Raw genomic sequence first — 17,821 nt, forward strand, 5'->3', positions numbered from 1 at the left:
GCCGGCAGCGGGTCGTTGAGCGGGTCGTCGAGGGCGTCGATGGCCGCACGGTACGGGTCGTACGCCGCACCGTGCCCTCCCCCGGCGTTCTCGGTGCCCCGGTCGCTCCCCGCGCCCCGCGCACCCTCGCCGTGGCCGGTCGTCACCCGGTGACCGTCCCCAGACCGACGGCCCTGGGCACCCCTTCCCCCAGACTTCGTCCGGGAGGTGCCCCCAGCTGTGCCGAACGCTCCACGGCGCCGGTGTCGCCGCACCGCACCAGCCAGTTGGCGAGCATGCGGTGGCCCCCTTCGGTGAGGACCGACTCGGGGTGGAACTGGACGCCTTCGACGGGCAGTTCGCGGTGGCGCAGGCCCATCACCAGTCCGGCTCCGTCGACGGCTTCGCCGCCGGGGGCCGTCCACGCGGTGACGTCCAGCGCGTCGGGCACCGTGCCGGGGCGTACGGCCAGCGAGTGGTAGCGGGTGGCGGTGAAGGGCGAGGGGAGGCCGCTGAAGACGCCGGTGTCCGTGTGGGAGACCACCGAGGTCTTGCCGTGCAGGAGTTCGGGGGCCCTCTCGACGACGCCGCCGTAGGCGACGGCCATCGCCTGCATGCCCAGGCAGACGCCGAAGACGGGGAGGCCGCGTTCCGCGCAGTGCCGGACCATGCTGATGCAGACCCCGGCGTCCTCGGGTGCGCCGGGCCCGGGGGAGAGGAGCACGCCGTCGAAGCCCTGTTCACCGCCGCCGTGCGCGGCGGAGGGGCCCACGGCGTGCCGGGGCTCGATCTCGTCGTTGCGGACGACCTCGCAGGTGGCCCCGAGTTGGTAGAGGTACTGGACGAGGTTGAAGACGAAGCTGTCGTAGTTGTCCACGACCAGGATGCGGGCGCTCACGCGATACCTCCGGCGACAGCGGTTCCCGGGTGTCCGGCCGCGCCGTCGACGGTCACGTCGTTGAACGGCAGCATGGGCTCCGCCCACGGGAAGACGTACTGGAAGAGCAGGAAGACGACGCCGACCACCAGCACGGTCGAAATGAGTATGCGCACGAACACGTTGCCGGGCAGATGCCGCCAGATCCAGCCGTACATCCCGCGATGCCGTCCTCTCTCCTCCCGCGCCGCCTCGGGCACGCGTGCCTCTCGGCCCACCCCAGAGTAACGGCGCCAGGGTACGGCTTCAGCGGCCTTCGCGGGTGAGCGCGTCCGGCTTTCCCTCAGCGGTGGGCCGGGTCGCGTCCAGCCGCCCCCAGGCGATCAGCCGGTGGCTGCTGCCCCACTCCGGGTCGCAGGTGGTGAGGGTGAGGTAGCGGCCAGGACGCTGGAAGGGGGTGGCGGCCTCGTCGACGGGGTCGGGCACGGCCTCGAGGACGCCGGTGTCGCCGGGGAGCGTGCGGTGGGGCCGGGCGGTGATCGTGTACGTGTACCAGGTGTCGCCGTCGTTGACGACGACGGGATCGCCGGGGCGCAGCCGGGGGAAGTCCTTGAAGGGGTCGCCGTAGGTGCGGCGGTGTCCCGCGACGGCGAAGTTGCCCTTCTCGCCGAGGTGCGCGGAGCCGGCGTAGTGCCCCAGTCCCTTGCGCAGGGTGGCCGTGGCGGTGTTCTCCAGCACGGGCTTGGACCAGTCGTCGCCGAAGCGGGGGATGTACATCACGGCGAAGGACTCGCCGGCCCGGTGGCCGGACGCCGAGGGGCCCGGGCCCGGGGCGCCGCCGTCGCCCGCCAGCTCGTCGGCGCCGCCTCCCGCGCCGCCGTCGTGGCCGCTGTCCTGGCCGCCGCCTGCGGTGCCCTCGTTCCGGGGGGCGCGGTCCGTGGGGCCCTGGGCCCATTCCTTGTGGAGGCGGGCGATCTCGTCGTCCGAGGCGTGCTCGGCGCGCAGCCCCGTCCAGTAGAGGAGGTAGACGACGAAGAGCACGATCAGAACGCCGACGGTGATGCACGTCTCACTCAGGCTCCGGACGACCGCTCGTAACGCCACCCGCCTCACTCCCCACCAGTCGGCGTGCTCGGTCCACTCGGCGTGCTCAGTCCACGGGCTGGGCCTGCTGGAGATCCACTGTGCCGGAGTAGCCCGGAAGAGTCATCGCCTTGTGCTCGTCGACTTTCCAGCCGAGGCCGTAGGCGTCGACGTATTCGAGGTAGTTCTGGATGGCGGGCGCGGAGCGGAGGGCCTGCTGCAGCTCGTCGCGGTCGCCGACGGCGCTGACGGTGTAGGGCGGGGAGTAGACGCGGCCCTGGAGGATGAGGGTGTTGCCGACGCAGCGCACGGCGCTGGTGGAGATCAGCCGCTGGTCCATCACCTTGATGCCCTTGGCGCCGCCCTTCCACAGGGCGTTGACGACGGCCTGGAGGTCCTGCTGGTGGATGACCAGGTCGTTGGGGGCCGGGTCTGGGAGGCCCGGGACCTTGGCGGTGGCGTTGGTGGGGGCGTCGTCGAGGGTGACGGTCAGCCCTTCGCCCTTCTGCTTCGTGAGGCCCGCGCCCTTCTCCAGGTCCGCCAGTTCGCGGTCCTGTCCCTCGGTGCTGCCGTCGTCACGCCGGGCGAGGTTGTCGACCTGGCGGCGCAGGGAGGCGGCCTGGCTGTCGAGTTCGGCGTTCTGTCTGCTGCGTTCCTGGATGAGGTCGCTCAGCCGTAGCATCGAGGAGTCGCTGCGCAGGTTGGTGCCTTGCGCGGTGTTGAAACTGACCCAGAAGATGAGGCCTGCGAGGGCGAAGACGCCTATGGCGGCCAGCCGGGCAGGTCGGAGATGCATTCTGGTCACCGTACCCTTGTCTCCCTCCGCCCTGGGAAAGCACTACGCTAACGGACCACCGTCCCCGTGGGCCGTGCGGCGGTCAGCAGCGCATCGACAGGAGAGTCTCTCGTGCCGAAGTCACGTATCCGAAAGAAAGCGGACTTCACGCCCCCGCCGGAGAAGAAGGCCACCAGCATCGACCTGCGCGGTGGTGGGCGCCGCTGGGTGGCTCCGCTGATGCTGGCGATGTTCGGGATCGGACTCGCGTGGATCGTCGTGTTCTACGTCACGAGCAGTTCGCTGCCCATCGAGGCGCTCGGGAACTGGAACATCGTGGTGGGCTTCGGCTTCATCGCGACGGGCTTCGTCGTCTCCACCCAGTGGAAATGAAAGTTATCCACAGGCTGATCCACAGCCTTGGATAACTCACAAGATCTGTGGATAACTTTCAGGACGTTGACGCCGATGTGACCGGACGCATGGCGCACGAAGACCCGTTCGGCCAGTAATCCCAAGGGAAACGTACGCCTGAGCGAATCTCGGGCGGGCATGCCACACCGTGCACAAGATCCCGTACACGCTGTGGAAAACCCGGGGCTCAGCTGAGCTGGAGGGTGCGCACCACGAGCAGCGCCACGATCGCCGCGAGCAGCAGCGCCGCCGTCCCGTACTGCACCAGCGCCCGCTTCCCGCGCGGCGCGTGCACCATCGCGAAGGCCAGCACCAGGCCCGTCACCAGGCCGCCGACGTGTGCCTCCCAGGCGATGTTCTGCCACGTGAAGGTGAAGACCAGGTTGATCGCCAGCAGGATGAGGATGGGCCGCATGTCGTAGCGCAGCCGCCGCATCAGCACCGCAGTCGCCCCGAAGAGGCCGAAGATCGCACCGGAGGCGCCCAGCGAGGCCTGCTGCGGTGCCGCCAGCAGAAAGGTGACCGCGCCACCGCCGAGCCCGGAGAGCAGATACAGGCTCACGAACCGCACCCGGCCCAGCGCCGCCTCCAGCGGCGGGCCCAGGAACCACAGGCCCAGCATGTTCATGGCGATGTGCCAGAACTCCTGGTGCAGGAACATCGAGGTCAGCAGCCGCCACCACTGGCCCTCGGCCACGCCCTCCAGCGGCCCGTACGGCTCCGTGACCGCCTGCCCGAACAGCAGCAGCCGATCCAGCAGCCGGTTGCCGACCGCCAGCACGGCGATGAAGACCGCCACGTTGATGCCGAGCAGCACCTTGGTGACCAGCCGGGGATCGGCCGTCACCCGGCCGCCCGCCACCGTCCGCGGCCGGTTCGCGCCGGGGCCGTGCCCGGTACCCGAACCCGACCTGACGCACTCGGGGCACTGGAACCCGACGGAGGCCGGCACCATGCACGCGGGGCAGATCGGCCGCTCGCAGCGCGTGCACGAGATACCGGTCTCCCGATCGGTGTGCCGGTAACAGTGCTGGGGGCCCTGCTGCCCGCCCTGACCGCCGGAATCGCCGTCCCGCTCGGCCCCGCCCCCGGGCTGTCCTTCCTGCGCCACGCTCACCCCTCCAAGTCTCCCCCACGCACGACCCCACCCGCCCTGAGTACGGACGGGTGGGGCGTACGGTTCCCTCTTTCGCGTCTGCTCGCGTCCGCTCGCGCGCCTACTGGCGCTCGATCACGACGGAGTCGATCACCACGTCGTTCACGGGGCGGTCGGTACGCGGGTTGGTCTGGGTGCCGCCGATGGCGTCGACGACCTTCTTGCTCGCCTCGTCGGCGACCTCGCCGAAGATGGTGTGCTTGCCCGTCAGCCACGCGGTGGGCGCGACGGTGACGAAGAACTGCGAGCCGTTGGTGCCGGGGCCCGCGTTGGCCATGGCCAGCAGGTAGGGCTTGGTGAAGGCCAGGTCCGGGTGGATCTCGTCCCCGAACTCGTAGCCGGGCCCTCCGGTGCCGTTGCCCAGCGGGTCACCGCCCTGGATCATGAAGCCGCTGATGACACGGTGGAAGACCGTGCCGTCGTACAGCCGGTCGGTGGACTTCGCGCCCGTTGCCGGGTGCGTCCACTCGCGGGAGCCCTCGGCGAGCTCGACGAAGTTCTTGACCGTCTTGGGTGCGTGGTCCGGGAAGAGCTTGATCCGGATGTCGCCTTGGTTGGTCTTCAGGGTGGCGTGGAGCTGCTCGGCCACGATCTACCTTCCATCTGTCTGCGTTGACTCCCCCGATCCTCCCACGGACGCTGAGAAGGAAGGCTGACCCGGATGCCCGCTCGGGGGTACCCGGTAGCGGTCTGCCAGGCATGATCTTCGAAAGGGGTGGAAAAACGACTTCCTGTCCTCCGTTTTCGGAGAGACTGCCCCACGTCATGAGCCACCGAAGAGGAGGAACCGTGACCGCCAAGGAAAGCGTGCGCGCCGCGACCGGCACCGCCAAGGAGAACGTGCGCCACGCAGCGGAGGTGGTGAAGCCCCACGCCGGCCAGGCCAAGGACACCGCCGCGCGCTACGCGCAGGAGGCGAGCGCGCGCCTGGGGCCCAAGGTCTCCAAGGCCGCCGAACAGGCACGCCACACCGCACGCGAAGGCTACGAGAGCTACGTAGGGCCCCGGGTCGCCCAGGCGTGGGACTCCCTCCCCGCCGACGTCGACAAGGCCGCGGGCCGGGCCGCCAAGCGCACCAGGAAGGCGGCCCGCAAGGCGGCCGACTACGCGGGCCCCCGGATCGAGAGCGCCGTGGCGGACGTGCGCACCGCCACCGCGCCGGCCCGTGAGGAAGCGGTGGCGCGCGGCGCTGCCGCGGTGGCCGCGCTGCGCGGCCAGGTGACGGCCGAGGAGATCGAGAAGCTCTCGCGCCGGCGCCGTCGCAGGTCCCGCACCGGCCGCCTCGTCTGGCGTGCGGGTCTGATCGGTCTGGTGGCGGGCGGCGCGTACGCGGCCTGGCGCTGGTGGGACCGGCAGGCCAACCCGGACTGGCTGGTCGAGCCGCCGGCCGCCACCGAGGTCAGCGACCGGGCGCCGCTCACCAGCGTGAACGGCTCGGGGCCCGCCGGCGGTGACGCCAAGCTGGACCCCGAGGTGCAGGCCAAGCAGGATGACGCCGAGGCCGAGGGGCGCAAGGAGAAGTAGCCGCGGTGCCGGCGCGCAGGGGTGGCTGCCCAGCGGAAGGGGCGGGAGACCTGGTCAGGTCTCCCGCCCCTGGGCGCTTCCAGTGCTGTCGGCCCCCTCGCCGGTGAGGGCGCCGCGGGCCCGCTGTTCCGGGAGGGCCCCGTCGGTTCCCTTGTCCCCCAGGACCCCGCCCGCCGCTTCGCCCACAGGCGCGCCGCCGGTCCCCTCTTCCGCGGGCGCGCCGTCACGCCCGTCGTCCCGGGGTAGGCCGTCGGCCGGCTCGCCCGGGGGCGTGGGTACCGGCGCCAGGACGTCGGCCAGCCCGGTGATCCGCAGCAGCCGCAGCACGCGCGCGTCCGCGCACACGAGGGTGAAGGTGCCGCCGCCCGCGAGTACCCGGGAGCGGATGTCCACCAGGAGTGCGAGCCCGCTGCAGTCGATGAACGTCACGGGCCGCAGGTCGGCGACGAGGCGGCGTGCGGGTGCCGCGGTGAGCGCGTAGAGCTGGGGTGTGGTGGCCAGGACCACGGCCAGATCGATCTCCCCGCGCAGCTCCACCACGGTCTGTCCGTCACCGGCACGGGAGCGCACGGTGCCGCCCGGGGGCTCTTCCCCCGCCGCGGATGTCAGCGTGCGGGCGCTCTCGTCCCTGTGCGGTGCCATCGGTGCCCTCGCGTATGACCTTGTGACCGTAGGAGTCCGGGAAATCTGACCGTAGGAGTCCGGGAAATCTGACCGTAGGAGTCCGGGAAATCGGCCCGTAAGCATAGGCAGCGTCCCCGGGGGTGGCGCTGCGCCACCCCCACACCATCACCCGATCGAGTGGAATAAGCGTAAACCGCTTGCAAGTTGACCGTAGTCCACCCCAGCAACCCCGCACAGTGCGGCGGTTCATCCTCCGGAAAACCGCGAAGTGGCCGCCGGGCCCGCGCATCGGGGGAACACTTGAAGCTGTGCGGAAGAACATCCCTGAGGAGACAACGTCGTTCGTCGGCAGGGTGGACGAGCTGGCCCGGGTACGCCACGCACTCGGGGAGCAGCGGCTGGTGACCCTGGTGGGCGGGGCCGGGGTCGGCAAGTCCCGGCTGGCCCTGCGGGCAGCCGCCGCCCACACCCCCGAGGCGGACGGCGGCATCTACTGGGCCGACCTGTGGCCGCTGCCGGACGACGAACTGCTCGCCGCCACGGTCGCCGACGCGCTCGGCCTCTCGGACCACACCTCGCGCATGCCGCTGGAAGCACTGTGCGCCTGGGTGGCGGAGCGGCCCGTGCTGCTGGTCCTCGACTCGTGTGAACACCTCGTCCCCCAGTGCCGTCACCTGATCGAGCGGCTCTTGGCGGCCTGCCCCCGGCTGCGGGTGCTGGCCACCAGCCGGGAGCCACTGGGCATCGCCGCTGAAACGGTCCTCACCGTGCCGCCGCTGGAGACCGCGACCGACGCGGTGACGCTGTTCGCACAGCGCGCCGAGGCGGTCGGCGCCCCCGTACGCGACCACGCCCAACAGCGGCTGACCGCCCGCCTGTGCGCCCGCCTGGAGGGCGTTCCGCTCGCACTGGAGCTGGCCGCGGCCCAACTGCGCCACCACGGCCTCGCCGAAACCGTCGCCCGGGTCCGCTCGGGTCTCGACCTGGCCCGCGCCSCCGRCGCCGCCGCGTGGCTCGCCCCGGGCGGTGTGCTGCTGACCGAGACCAGCACCCGGCAGGCCGAGCCGGCCGCCCACCTGCTGACGGCGGYAGGCCTGACACCGACCGTCGCCGAGGACCCCGACCTGTACGCGACCGTCCTGCTGGCCCGGCGACGCGAGTGAGCCCACCCGCTCCCCCAGCCGCCGGGGCCCTGGCTGACGGACCTCGAACCCTGCCGCCCCCCGGGGGCTTGGGCTCGCGGGCGCTGCCGCCGTCAGGACACAGGGCCGTCACACAGCCGGCAGTTGCTCCTGGGCTCGGTGCAGGATCGAGGTGACGGCCTCCGCGAAGCGTGCCCCGCACGGGTGGTCCCGGTCGCCGCCCGCACGGGCCGTCTCCAGCAGGGCGTCGAGGGCGCGGCCGAAGGAGACGGCGGGTTCCTCCTCGCGGAGCGGGAGTTCGGCGATCCCCGCCCCGCCCCGCACCTCGGCGGTGACCCCGGCGGCGGCCGGGGTCACCGAGTGGCTGAGCGTGCACGTGCTGGAGGCGCCGGAGGCGTGCCGCAGCACCAGGTGCACGGTGTCGCCGACCCCGCCGCGCGCGGCCGTCACCGTCTCGGCCTCGCCGAGCAGCGGCAGCAGTACGGACAGCGCGTGCGGGCCGACGTCCCACAGGGCGCCCTTCTCCTGCCGCCAGGGTGAGGCGGTGTAGGGGGAGTCGGCGCCGCCGAAGACGGGGGAGAGCCAGTCGGCCCGCCCCACCTGCCAGCCCGCTTCGGACCGGGCGCGGGCGGCCTCCCCCCGCCGTGCCGTCTCGCGCAGCCAGTCGCCGGTCGTGTCGGAGAAGTGCAGGGTGAAGAAGACGACGCAGCTGAGGCCGCCTCTCTCCACCGCCTCGGTCACCGCGCGCGCCGCCTCGGGTGTCGTGGCGACGGGTTTGTCGAGCAGCAGGTGGCAGCCGGCGTCGGCGGCGCGCACGGCGAGTGGGGCCTGCACGTCGGGTGGCAGGGCGACGGCCACCGCGTCGCAGTCCGCGAACAGCGCGTCGATGTCGGCGTAGGGGCGGGTGCCGAGCTGCTGGGCGAGGGCGCCGGTGGGCTCCGCGCGGCGTCCCCAGACGCCGACGAGGTCCACGTCCTGGTGAGCGGCGAGGGCGGGCCCGTGGGTGCGCTGTGCCCATGGCCCGGTGCCGAGGAGTCCGAATTTCATGCCCGCAGCGTAGGAGAGGCAGGCCCGGTGGGGGAGAGGGCGTCGGCGGTGGGCGCCCCCGGCACGCTGCGGGGCCCGCGTCCGTACGGGGGATCGCCGCGTTGCCCCATCGGTGCCGACTATCGCCCCTCCCGTGTGCACGCCCGGTGCGTCCCGTGGCCGTCGCCGCCGCCCCGCGTCATCGTGACGCCCGGCCGGGAACGGTCCCATCCCCCGGCCGGGACCGCCCCACCTCCGGTCGGAACGGCCCCACCTCCGGTCGGGAACGGAGGCCGGGGCCGATGCCCGGTCGGGAACGGAAGCCGGGGCCGACGCCCGGGCAGGAACGGAAGCCGGGGCCGACGCCCGGTCGGGAGCGGCCGGGGCCGAGCGAGGGAGACGGACGTCATGGCGGAGCTGTTCATCGACGGGGAGTGGCGGCAGGCCGCGGCGGGCGGGCGGCGGGAGGTGGTCAACCCGTTCGACGCCTCCGTGATCACGACGGTCGACGAGGCGGACGAGACCGATGTCGACGCGGCGGTACGGGCCGCCAGGCGGACCTTCGAGCGGGAGGAGTGGGCCGGTGCCCCCACCCGGCGCCGCGCCGACGTGCTCCACCGCGTCCACGATCTCCTCCTGCGCGACCAGGAGGAGATCGCCCGCACCGAGACCCTCGACACGGGCAAGACGCTGGCCGAGGCCCGCATCGACATCGAGGACGTGGCGAACGCCTTCCGCTACTTCGCGGAGCTCGCGGGCAAGGACGGCGGCCGGGTGGTGGACGTCGGCCCCGACGTGCTCAGCCGCGTCGTCTACCACCCGATCGGGGTGTGCGCGCTGATCGCGCCGTGGAACTATCCGCTGCTCCAGGCGTCCTGGAAGGTCGCCCCCGCGCTGGCCGCGGGCAACACCTTCGTCCTCAAGCCGAGCGAGACGACGCCGCTGTCCACGATCGCCATGGTCCGCCTCATCGCGGAGGCGGGCGCCCCGCCCGGGGTCGCCAACCTGGTGCTGGGCTCAGGGGCGAGCGTGGGTGCTGCGATGACCGCGCACCCCGAGGTGGACATGGTCTCCTTCACCGGCGGGCTGTCCACCGGGCGGGGGATCATGGGGAGCGTGGCGCCCGACGTGAAGAACCTCGCGCTGGAGCTGGGCGGCAAGAACCCGAACGTGGTCTTCGCGGACGCCGACTTCGACGCGGCGCTCGACTACGCGCTGGACGCCGCGTTCCTGCACTCGGGCCAGGTCTGTTCGGCAGGCTCCCGGCTGATCGTCCAGGACGGCGTGCACGACAGGTTCGTGGAGGAGCTGGGTGCTCGGGCCGCCGCCATCCGGCTGGGCAACGGTCTGGAACCCATGACCGAGTCGGGGCCGCTGTCCTCGGCCGAGCACCGGGCCAAGGTGGAGGGCTATCTGGAGATCGCCCGCGAGGAGGGGGCCCGGCTGGTGACGGGGGGCCGCCGCCCCGACGACCCGGAGCTGGCGGACGGCTTCTTCCTGCTGCCGACCGTCTTCGCCGACTGCGACCGCTCGATGCGCGTCGTGCAGGAGGAGGTGTTCGGGCCCGTGGTCACCGTCGAGCGGTTCCGCACCGAGGACGAGGCCGTCGAGCTGGCCAACGACACCCGCTACGGCCTGGCGGGCGGGGTGTGGACCAGCGACGCGAGCCGCGCCCAGCGGGTCGCGAACCGGCTGCGGCACGGCACGGTGTGGATCAACGACTTCCACCCGTACGTGCCGCAGGCCGAGTGGGGCGGCTTCGGCCGCTCCGGCATCGGCCGCGAGCTGGGCCCGACCGGGCTGCGCGAGTACCAGGAGGCCAAGCACATCTACCAGAACCTCAAGCCGGGCCCCTCCGGCTGGTTCAAGGGCTGAGGGGCTGCCGGGTGGACGAGAGGCACCTGATGAGCGAGAGCGCGTACGACTACGTCATCGTCGGCGGCGGCACCGCGGGCTGCGTGCTGGCGGACCGGCTGACCGAGGATCCCGACTGCCGGGTCTGCGTCATCGAGGGCGGGCCCAGCGACGTCGGCGACGAGAACGTGCTGCGGCTGCGCAACTGGATCAACCTGCTGGAGACCGACTACGACTACGGCTACACCACCGTCGAACAGCCGCGCGGCAACTCGCACATCGTCCACTCGCGCGCCCGGGTGCTGGGCGGCTGCTCCTCGCACAACACCCTCATCAGCTTCCTGCCCTTCCCCCAAGACCTGGACGCGTGGGTGGCCAAGGGCTGTGCGGGCTGGGACCCGGTGACGATCCTGCCCTACCGGCACCGGCTGAAGAACCACATCGTGCCCGTCGGCGAGGAGGACCGGAACCCGATCGCCCGCGACTTCGTGACGGCCGCCGCCGAGGCGCTGCACGTGCCCGTCATCGAGGACTTCAACCGCGCGCCCTTCCCCGAGGGCGCTGGCTTCTTCTCCCTCGCCTACGACCCGGCCACGAACAAGCGTTCCTCGGCCTCGGTGGCCTACCTGCACCCCGTCATGGACCGGCCCAACCTGACGCTGAAGCTGTGCACGTGGGCGTACAAGCTGGAGCCCGACGCGGCCGGACGGCTCACCCGCGTCGCCGTGCGGTACGCGGACGGCTCCACCGGCACCGTGAGCGCCGCGCGTGAACTGCTGCTGTGCGCGGGCGCCATCGACACCCCCAGGCTGCTGCTCCTGTCCGGCATCGGCCCCGCCGACGACCTGCGCGCCCTCGGTATCGACGTCCGCGCCGACCTGCCGGGGGTGGGCGAGAACCTGCTCGACCACCCCGAGTCGGTGATCGTGTGGGAGACCAAGGAGCCGCTGCCGCCCAACTCCGCGATGGACTCCGACGCCGGGCTCTTCGTCCGCCGGGACACCGCCGAGCCAGGACCCGACCTGATGTGGCACTTCTACCAGGTGCCGTTCACCGTCAACACCGAACGCCTCGGCTACCCCGCTGTCCCGCACGGCGTATGCATGACGCCGAACGTGCCGCGCGCCCGCTCCAGAGGGCGGATGTGGCTGCGCAGCGCGGACCCGGCCGCGCACCCGGCCCTGGACTTCCGCTACTTCACCGACCCGGAGGGACACGACGAGCGCACCCTCGTGGACGGGCTGCGCCTGGCCCGCGAGGTGGCGGCCACCGCGCCGCTGCGCGACTGGCTGTTCCGGGAGGTCGCGCCGGGCCTGAACCTGGTCACCGACGAGGAGCTGTCCGACTACGGGCGCCGCGCCGCGCACACCGTCTACCACCCGGCGGGCACCTGCCGGATGGGCGCGGCCGACGACCCGTGGGCCGTGGTCGACCCCGCACTGCGGCTGCGCGGCCAGGAGGGCGTCCGCGTCGTCGACGCCTCCGTCTTCCCGGCCATGCCCTCCGTCAACCCGATGGTGACCGTGCTGCTCGCCGCCGAGCGCGCCGCCGACCTGATCACCGGCCGCCCGGGCCCCGAACCGGACGGGAGCGAACGCTGATGGCCGGTACCGCCGCCGTCCCCGGCGCCGGCGGCCACGGCGAGCACGGCACGGAGTTCCGCAAGGAGATGGGCCCGTGGGCCAACTTCGCCCTCGGCTTCACCTACCTCTCGCCCGTCGTGAGCACCTACACCCTCTTCGGCGAGGCGCTGGCCGAGGGCGGGCCGCCGATGATCTGGGCGTTCCTGCTGGCGGGCTGCGGGCAGTTCCTGGTCTCCCTCGTGTTCGGGGAGATCGTGGCCCAGTACCCCATCGCGGGCGGCGTCTACCCGTGGGCGCGGCGGCTGTGGGGCATGCGGTACGCGTGGATGACCGGCTGGGTCTACATGTGGGCGCTGCTGGTGACGATCACCAGCGTGGCGTACGGCGCCGGCCCCTACGTCGCCATCCTGTTCGGGTTCGACGCGAGCGTGCACACCACGGTGATCTGCACCGTCCTCCTCATCGTCGTCGCCGCGCTCATCAACTACGCCGGGACCAAGGCGCTCTCCCTGGCCGCCATCATCGGCTTCGGCGCCGAGCTGATCGGCGCCCTCATCGTCGGCGTCTACCTGCTGTCCACGCACCGCATGCACGGGCTCGGCGTCATCTTCGACACCTACGACACCCAGGGCAGCGGCTCCTACGTGCCGGTGTTTCTGGCCGCGGCCATCATCGGCTTCTACCAGTACTACGGCTTCGAGGCGTGCGGCGACACCGCCGAGGAGGTCGCCCACCCCGGCCGCGTCATCCCCAAGGCGATGCGCCGCACGATCTACGTGGGCGGCGCCGCCGCCACCTTCACCTGCGGCTCGCTGCTGCTGTCGGTCACCGACTACGGCGCGGTGATCTCCGGTGAGAACACCGACCCGGTGGTCAACCTCCTCTTCGACGCGCTGGGCACCGTGGGCGCGCGCCTGGTGATGGCCGTCGTCCTCATCTCCTTCCTCTCCTGCACCATCAGCCTCCAGGCCGCCGCCGGGCGCCTCATCTACTCCTACGCCCGCGACCGCATGGTCGTCGGGCACCGGCTGCTGCGCCGCTTCTCCCACAAGCGGGCCGTGCCCGAGGTGGCGCTCCTGGTGGCCGCCGTCATCCCCGGACTCATCGCCTTCGGCTCGCTGATCTCTGCCGACGCCCTCACCAAGATCGTGTCGTTCGCCATCCTGGGTATCTACGGCGCGTTCCAGATGGTCGTCCTCGCCGCGCTGCGGGCCCGCATCAAGGGCTGGCGTGCCACCGGGGAGTTCACCCTCGGCCGCTGGGGCCTGCTGGTCAACAGCGCGGCCCTGGCCTACGGCATCTTCGCCATCGTCAACATCTGCTGGGCCCGCACGCCCGAAGAGCCCTGGTACTCCAACTACATCGTGCTGCTGTGCGGCGGCATCGTGCTCGGCACGGGCCTGCTGTACATGTTCACCACCCACCACTACGGGCGCGGCGACGCCCCCTCGGGCGACGCCGTTCCGCAGGCGCAGGGCGCGCGCTGACCCCGTGGGGGTGGTGGCCGCCGCGGGGGTGGTGCCCGCCGCACCCGGCGGACACCACCCCGGTGCCTCACCCCACGGGCTGCCGGCGGCGGGCGCCGCCGGGAACCTCGTCCACGGTGGCAGGTTCCGCACCCGGGTGCCCGTTCGCCGCACCCGCGTGCCCCGTTGCGTCGAACTCCGCCTCCCCGTGCTCCATGCGGGGCAGCCACCCGAGCCACCGCGGCAGGTACCAGTTGCGCTCGCCCAGCAGCATCATCACCGCGGGCAGCAGCACCATGCGCACCAGCGTGGCGTCCAGCAGGACGGCGACGGCCAGGCCCACGCCCATCTGCTTCATGTCCTGCATCGACAGCGTCGCGAACACCGCGAAGACAGCGATCATGATGACGGCCGCCCCCGTCACCGCCGGGGCCGTGGCCCGCACGCCCTCACGGATGGCCTCCCGCGTGGCCGCGCCCCGGTCCTTGGCCTCGCGGATCCGGGAGACGACGAAGACGTGGTAGTCCATCGACAGTCCGAACAGCACCACCAGCACGAACAGCGGCATCCACGACTCGATGGCGCCCACGGCCTGCGTGCCGAAGAGGCTGTCGCCCCAGCCGTGCTGGAAGACCGCCGTCATCACCCCGTACGCCGCGCCGACCGACAACAGGTTCAGCACGACCGAGGCGAGCGCGATCGGCAGCGAGCGGAAGCAGACGAGCATCAGCAGGAAGGTGACGGCCGTGATGAACGCGAATACCGGCACGATGCCGTCCCGCAACTGGTCGTTGAAGTCCGTTGAGCTCGCCAGCTCACCGGTGACGTAGGCCTGGCCGTCGGCTGCGGCCGGCTCCAGGACGTCGGGGACGAGCCGGTCGCGCAGCGTGTCGAGAGCGGCGAGCGAGGCCTCGTCGGTCCCGTTCCCCGCCAGCGGTACGTCGATGACGGCGACGTCGGAGTCGGCGTACACCCGCGTCTCGACGCCCTTGCCGAAGTGCGAGCTCTCCTCGCGGAGGGCGCTGCGGAAGTCCGCCAGCGCCGCGCGGGTTTCCGCTGAGCGCACGTCGTCGGCCTTGAGGACGACACGCGCCGGGGAAGGACCACCGGGGAAGGTCTCGCTGATCTTCTCGGCGCTGACCCGCAGCTCGGCGTCCTCGGACATCTGCTGCTCCAGGGAGAGCTGTTCGGTCTTCATGCCCAGCGCGGGCGCGGCCAGCACGAGCATCGCCACGGCGGCGACGGCGGCGAACAGCCCGGGCGCCGCCAGCACGGGACGCAGCAGCGCACCGGAGATCCGCCCGCCGGGCGCGTGCCGCCCGGCACCCTCGGGCTGTCCGGCGCCCCCAGGCTGTGCGGCGCCCTCGGGCTGTGCGGCGCCCTCGGGCTGTGCGGCGCCCTCGGGCTGTGCGGCACCCCCGGGCTGTCCGGTGCCCCCGGGGTGTGCGGCCGTCCGCTCCCGCCCGCGCCCGCCGCGCCTGGTGAACAGGCGCAGCCTGCCCTTCTCCACCCGGTCGCCCAGCCACGACAGCGCGGCGGGCAGGATCGTCACCGAGCCGAGCATCGCGATGAAGACGACCAGGATCGTGGCCACCGCGAACCCCTGGAAGAGCAGCAGCCCCGACAGGAACATGCCCGCCATCGCCACCATCACCGTCAGGCCCGAGACGAGGACGGCCCGCCCGCTGGTGGCCGCGGCGATCCGCAGGGCCGTCTGGGCGTCCCGGCCCGCGGCCCGCTCGTCGCGCTCCCTGCGCAGGTAGAACAGGCAGTAGTCGACGCCGACGGCGAGCCCCATCAGCAGCATCACGGAGTTGGTCTGCTCGTCGATGTGCAGCCGGCTGGAGACCAGCGCGAGGATGCCGTTCGCCGCCAGGAACGCGGTGATCGCGAGCGCGACCGGCAGCAGCGCCGCCACCAGCGCCCCGAACGCCACCAGCAGGATGCCCAGGGCCAGCGGCACGGCCGTCCACTCGGCCTTGGCGAAGTCGTCACCGAGGATCTCGTTCAGCCACTTGCCCGCGCTGGCCTCGCCGTACTGGTGGATCTCGACGCCCTCGCCGCGGTGCCCTTCGCGGACCTTCTCGACCGCGTCCAGGACTTCCGTGATCGGCTTCTCGTCCGTCGAGTCCGCCGCGCCCCGCATCCGGAAGCCGATCAGCGCCGCCCTGCCGTCCTTCGACGGCAACGGCTCGCGCACGTCCTTGACCCGGCCGGTGTCCTCGACGGCCCGTACGACGTCCGCCGCGGCCGTCCGCCAGCCGCCCTCGGTCCGGCTCGCGACCATCACCGACTCGGCGGGCGGCTCCTCGATCCCGGCCTCCTCCAGGATCGCGGTCGCCCGCGCGGAGTCCCGCACGGACTGTTCGGCGCCGGTGGGCTCCGTCAGCCCGGCCATCCCGCCGAGCGCCGCGCTGAGCACCACGAACAGCAGCCAGCCGATCACGGCCGTCTTCCGGTGCCGGGTGCTCCACCCGCCCAGCCGCGCGGCCAGCCCGGGGCGGGGCCCGCGCGRYGGRCCGGGGCGGGCGGGAAGCGGTGCCGGGAGCCGGCTGTCCGGCAGGTGAACCGGTCGGTTGTCCGGCCTGTGAACCGGTCGGTTGTCTGGACGGTGAGCCGGTCGATGGTCTGGTCACGGGATCCCCGCTCTGGGTTTCGGAGGTGAGGTATCAAACGGACGTACCTGGATCGAGCGGGAACGACGCTAGAAGCCCCCGACGGGACGCCCCAGCCGCCGGAACCCCCTGTCCGAAGGGGCGGAAGGAGACCCGAGAGGTGGTGCTAGGTGCACCCCCGTGACGGGCACGGAGACGAGTGCGCGGAAGGGGCCGCCGCGCGCAGACTTGTCATCGTGCCCCGGCCAGTGGGCACCCAGCACCGCGCCGCGGACACGAAGCCGGACGGGCGGTGACACCGAGAAGAGGGGAACGGGCATGACACGCCAGTACGGCATGGAGCAGACAGGGGCGCCGGGGCCCGCCCGCGCGCGGCGGGGCCGCGCGGCGACCGCACTGCTCGCCGCCGTGCGCGGCTTCCCGCTGATGGTGCTCTCCCTGGGCGTCTCCCTCGCCCTGTTCATCGTGTCGCTGCTGTCGACCGTCTTCCTGCTGCTGGGCATCGGCTTCCTCACCACCCCGTGGGTCGTGCACGCCGTACGGATACACGCCAGCCAGCGCCGCGCACTCGCCGGGCACTGGGCGGGCCTGCGCGTCCTGGACCCCTACAGGCCGCTGCCGCCCGGCCCTTCAGGGATCACCGGGCACGTGGAACGCACGCTGCTGATGCTCAAGGACCCGGCCACCTGGCGGGACCTCGCCTGGCTGTTCTCCGACGCCGTGGTGGGCTTCCTCCTCGCCCTGCTGCCGGCGGCACTGCTCGCCTGGGGCCTGGAGGGATGGGTGCTGCTCGCGGGCCTGTGGCACGCGGTCGCCGGCGACTACTGGTACGGCTTCGTCCACGTCGAGACCTTCGGCGACGCGGCGGCAGCCGCCGCGCTGGGCACCTTCGCGATGCTAGTCGGCCTCTACGCCAATCCGTACCTGCTCACAGGCCACTTCCAGCTCGCCCGCGCCCTGCTCGCCCCCACCCGGGGCGCCCAGCTCGCCCAGCGCGTCGAGCGGCTCTACGAGACCCGGCACGACGCCGTGGACACCTCGGCCGCCGAGCTGCGCCGCATCGAACGGGACCTGCACGACGGAGCACAGGCCAGGCTGGTCTCCATGGGCATGAGCCTCGGCGCCGTCGAAGCCCTCATCGAACACGACCCCGCCAAGGCCAAGCAGCTCCTCGCCCAGGCCAGGGAGACCTCGGCCGAGGCCCTGACCGAGCTGCGCGACCTGGTGCGCGGCATCCACCCGCCGGTGCTGGCCGAGCGCGGCCTCGGGGACGCCGCCAAGGCTCTCGGGCTGCGGATGCGGATGCCCGTCGAGGTCGACGTCGAGCTGCCGGGACGCTTCCCCGAGCCCGTCGAGTCCGCCGCCTACTTCTCCCTCAGCGAGATCCTCACCAACGCGGTCAAGCACGCGGACGCCGACCACGTCTGGATCGACATCCACCACACCGACGGCGACGGCGGCATGCTGCGCATCGCCGTCACCGACGACGGGCAGGGCGGCGCCGACGCCTCCCGGGGCTCCGGCATCGCGGGCATCGAGCGCCGCCTCGGCCAGTTCGACGGCGTCCTGGCCCTCAGCAGCCCTCCCGGCGGACCCACCATGGTCACCATGGAGATCCCCTGCCGCCCACTGGGCCGCCCCTGACGCGGACCSGCGCCGACAGCCTCGGTCGGCGCGTGCAGCAGCCCTCGGCCGGCGTGTGC

16 protein-coding genes are annotated in these 17,821 nt (G+C 72.5%); 7 read left to right on the forward strand and 9 right to left on the reverse strand.

What is annotated here, in order from left to right:
- Positions 1-142 precede the first annotated feature (142 nt).
- The 4 genes from AB8Z75_RS18475 to AB8Z75_RS18490 form a co-directional block, all read right to left on the reverse strand.
- Positions 143-877 (reverse strand): aminodeoxychorismate/anthranilate synthase component II, encoded by a 735-nt coding sequence (locus AB8Z75_RS18475; RefSeq protein ID WP_369203343.1) that lies wholly within the window; start codon positions 875-877, stop codon positions 143-145.
- On the reverse strand, positions 874-1,074 hold the full coding sequence (locus AB8Z75_RS18480) for a hypothetical protein (RefSeq protein ID WP_369203345.1): 201 nt from the start codon (positions 1,072-1,074) through the stop codon (positions 874-876). The genes AB8Z75_RS18475 and AB8Z75_RS18480 overlap by 4 nt, the downstream gene beginning before the upstream one ends.
- Before the next feature lie 88 nt (positions 1,075-1,162).
- On the reverse strand, positions 1,163-1,960 hold the full coding sequence (locus tag AB8Z75_RS18485) for a class E sortase (protein ID WP_369203347.1): 798 nt from the start codon (positions 1,958-1,960) through the stop codon (positions 1,163-1,165).
- 46 nt (positions 1,961-2,006) lie between these two features.
- Entirely contained in the window at positions 2,007-2,735 is a 729-nt protein-coding gene (locus AB8Z75_RS18490) for a DUF881 domain-containing protein (RefSeq protein ID WP_369203349.1), read from the reverse strand.
- A 111-nt stretch (positions 2,736-2,846) separates the two neighbouring features.
- Between AB8Z75_RS18490 and crgA the strand changes: the two genes are divergently transcribed.
- Positions 2,847-3,107, forward strand: coding sequence for a cell division protein CrgA (gene crgA / locus AB8Z75_RS18495; RefSeq protein ID WP_114016811.1), 261 nt, complete (start codon positions 2,847-2,849; stop codon positions 3,105-3,107).
- Positions 3,108-3,315: 208 nt separating this feature from the next.
- Here the strand turns inward: crgA and AB8Z75_RS18500 are convergent, their stop codons facing one another.
- Positions 3,316-4,125: a rhomboid family intramembrane serine protease gene (locus AB8Z75_RS18500; RefSeq protein WP_369203365.1), complete on the reverse strand. Its 810-nt coding sequence runs from the start codon at positions 4,123-4,125 to the stop codon at positions 3,316-3,318.
- 220 nt (positions 4,126-4,345) lie between these two features.
- On the reverse strand, positions 4,346-4,873 hold the full coding sequence (locus tag AB8Z75_RS18505) for a peptidylprolyl isomerase (protein ID WP_369203351.1): 528 nt from the start codon (positions 4,871-4,873) through the stop codon (positions 4,346-4,348).
- Between the two features lie 200 nt (positions 4,874-5,073).
- Between AB8Z75_RS18505 and AB8Z75_RS18510 the strand changes: the two genes are divergently transcribed.
- Positions 5,074-5,808, forward strand: coding sequence for a DUF5324 family protein (locus AB8Z75_RS18510; RefSeq protein WP_369203352.1), 735 nt, complete (start codon positions 5,074-5,076; stop codon positions 5,806-5,808).
- A gap of 54 nt (positions 5,809-5,862) precedes the next feature.
- Here AB8Z75_RS18510 and AB8Z75_RS18515 read toward each other — a convergent pair whose 3' ends face one another.
- Positions 5,863-6,450, reverse strand: a complete 588-nt coding sequence (locus AB8Z75_RS18515; protein ID WP_369203354.1) for an anti-sigma factor antagonist — start codon at positions 6,448-6,450, stop codon at positions 5,863-5,865.
- 290 nt (positions 6,451-6,740) lie between these two features.
- On the opposite strand from AB8Z75_RS18515, the gene AB8Z75_RS18520 reads away from it, so the two are divergent.
- Entirely contained in the window at positions 6,741-7,595 is an 855-nt protein-coding gene (locus AB8Z75_RS18520) for a hypothetical protein (RefSeq protein WP_369203356.1), read from the forward strand.
- A 108-nt stretch (positions 7,596-7,703) separates the two neighbouring features.
- On the opposite strand, the gene AB8Z75_RS18525 is transcribed toward AB8Z75_RS18520, so the two are convergent.
- Positions 7,704-8,621 carry a Gfo/Idh/MocA family protein gene (locus tag AB8Z75_RS18525; protein ID WP_369203358.1) on the reverse strand — a complete coding sequence of 306 codons (918 nt, stop codon included), beginning with the start codon at positions 8,619-8,621 and terminating at the stop codon, positions 7,704-7,706.
- A 387-nt stretch (positions 8,622-9,008) separates the two neighbouring features.
- Here AB8Z75_RS18525 and AB8Z75_RS18530 point away from each other — a divergent pair, with 387 nt between their 5' ends.
- Genes AB8Z75_RS18530 through AB8Z75_RS18540 form a run of 3 tightly spaced genes read left to right on the forward strand, consistent with a single transcriptional unit; the run spans position 9,009 to position 13,524 of the window.
- The gene (locus AB8Z75_RS18530; RefSeq protein ID WP_369203360.1) at positions 9,009-10,475 is read left to right on the forward strand and encodes an aldehyde dehydrogenase family protein; all 1,467 of its coding nucleotides are present in this window, start codon (positions 9,009-9,011) and stop codon (positions 10,473-10,475) included.
- A 29-nt stretch (positions 10,476-10,504) separates the two neighbouring features.
- Positions 10,505-12,055: a GMC family oxidoreductase gene (locus AB8Z75_RS18535; protein ID WP_369203366.1), complete on the forward strand. Its 1,551-nt coding sequence runs from the start codon at positions 10,505-10,507 to the stop codon at positions 12,053-12,055.
- Positions 12,055-13,524, forward strand: a complete 1,470-nt coding sequence (locus AB8Z75_RS18540) for an APC family permease (protein WP_369203362.1) — start codon at positions 12,055-12,057, stop codon at positions 13,522-13,524. The genes AB8Z75_RS18535 and AB8Z75_RS18540 overlap by 1 nt, the downstream gene beginning before the upstream one ends.
- Before the next feature lie 67 nt (positions 13,525-13,591).
- Here AB8Z75_RS18540 and AB8Z75_RS18545 read toward each other — a convergent pair whose 3' ends face one another.
- Positions 13,592-15,949 carry an MMPL family transporter gene (locus AB8Z75_RS18545; RefSeq protein WP_369203364.1) on the reverse strand — a complete coding sequence of 786 codons (2,358 nt, stop codon included), beginning with the start codon at positions 15,947-15,949 and terminating at the stop codon, positions 13,592-13,594.
- Between the two features lie 505 nt (positions 15,950-16,454).
- Here AB8Z75_RS18545 and AB8Z75_RS18550 point away from each other — a divergent pair.
- Positions 16,455-17,762, forward strand: a complete 1,308-nt coding sequence (locus AB8Z75_RS18550) for a sensor histidine kinase (protein WP_369203368.1) — start codon at positions 16,455-16,457, stop codon at positions 17,760-17,762.
- The last annotated feature ends 59 nt before the right edge of the window (positions 17,763-17,821 follow it).

The sequence above is a fragment of the Streptomyces sp. PU-14G genome (assembly GCF_041028275.1).
Taxonomy (GTDB): Bacteria; Actinomycetota; Actinomycetes; order Streptomycetales; family Streptomycetaceae; genus Streptomyces.

Excerpts from the sequence above, each read along its gene's own strand:
- AB8Z75_RS18525 (WP_369203358.1), bottom strand. The coding sequence starts at position 8,621 with ATGAAATTCGGACTCCTCGGCACCGGGCCATGGGCACAGCGCACCCAC.
- AB8Z75_RS18480 (WP_369203345.1), bottom strand. The coding sequence starts at position 1,074 with ATGTACGGCTGGATCTGGCGGCATCTGCCCGGCAACGTGTTCGTGCGC.
- AB8Z75_RS18550 (WP_369203368.1), top strand. The coding sequence starts at position 16,455 with ATGGAGCAGACAGGGGCGCCGGGGCCCGCCCGCGCGCGGCGGGGCCGC.
- AB8Z75_RS18530 (WP_369203360.1), top strand. The coding sequence starts at position 9,009 with ATGGCGGAGCTGTTCATCGACGGGGAGTGGCGGCAGGCCGCGGCGGGC.
- AB8Z75_RS18540 (WP_369203362.1), top strand. The coding sequence starts at position 12,055 with ATGGCCGGTACCGCCGCCGTCCCCGGCGCCGGCGGCCACGGCGAGCAC.
- AB8Z75_RS18490 (WP_369203349.1), bottom strand. The coding sequence starts at position 2,735 with ATGCATCTCCGACCTGCCCGGCTGGCCGCCATAGGCGTCTTCGCCCTC.
- AB8Z75_RS18535 (WP_369203366.1), top strand. The coding sequence starts at position 10,505 with ATGAGCGAGAGCGCGTACGACTACGTCATCGTCGGCGGCGGCACCGCG.
- AB8Z75_RS18515 (WP_369203354.1), bottom strand. The coding sequence starts at position 6,450 with ATGGCACCGCACAGGGACGAGAGCGCCCGCACGCTGACATCCGCGGCG.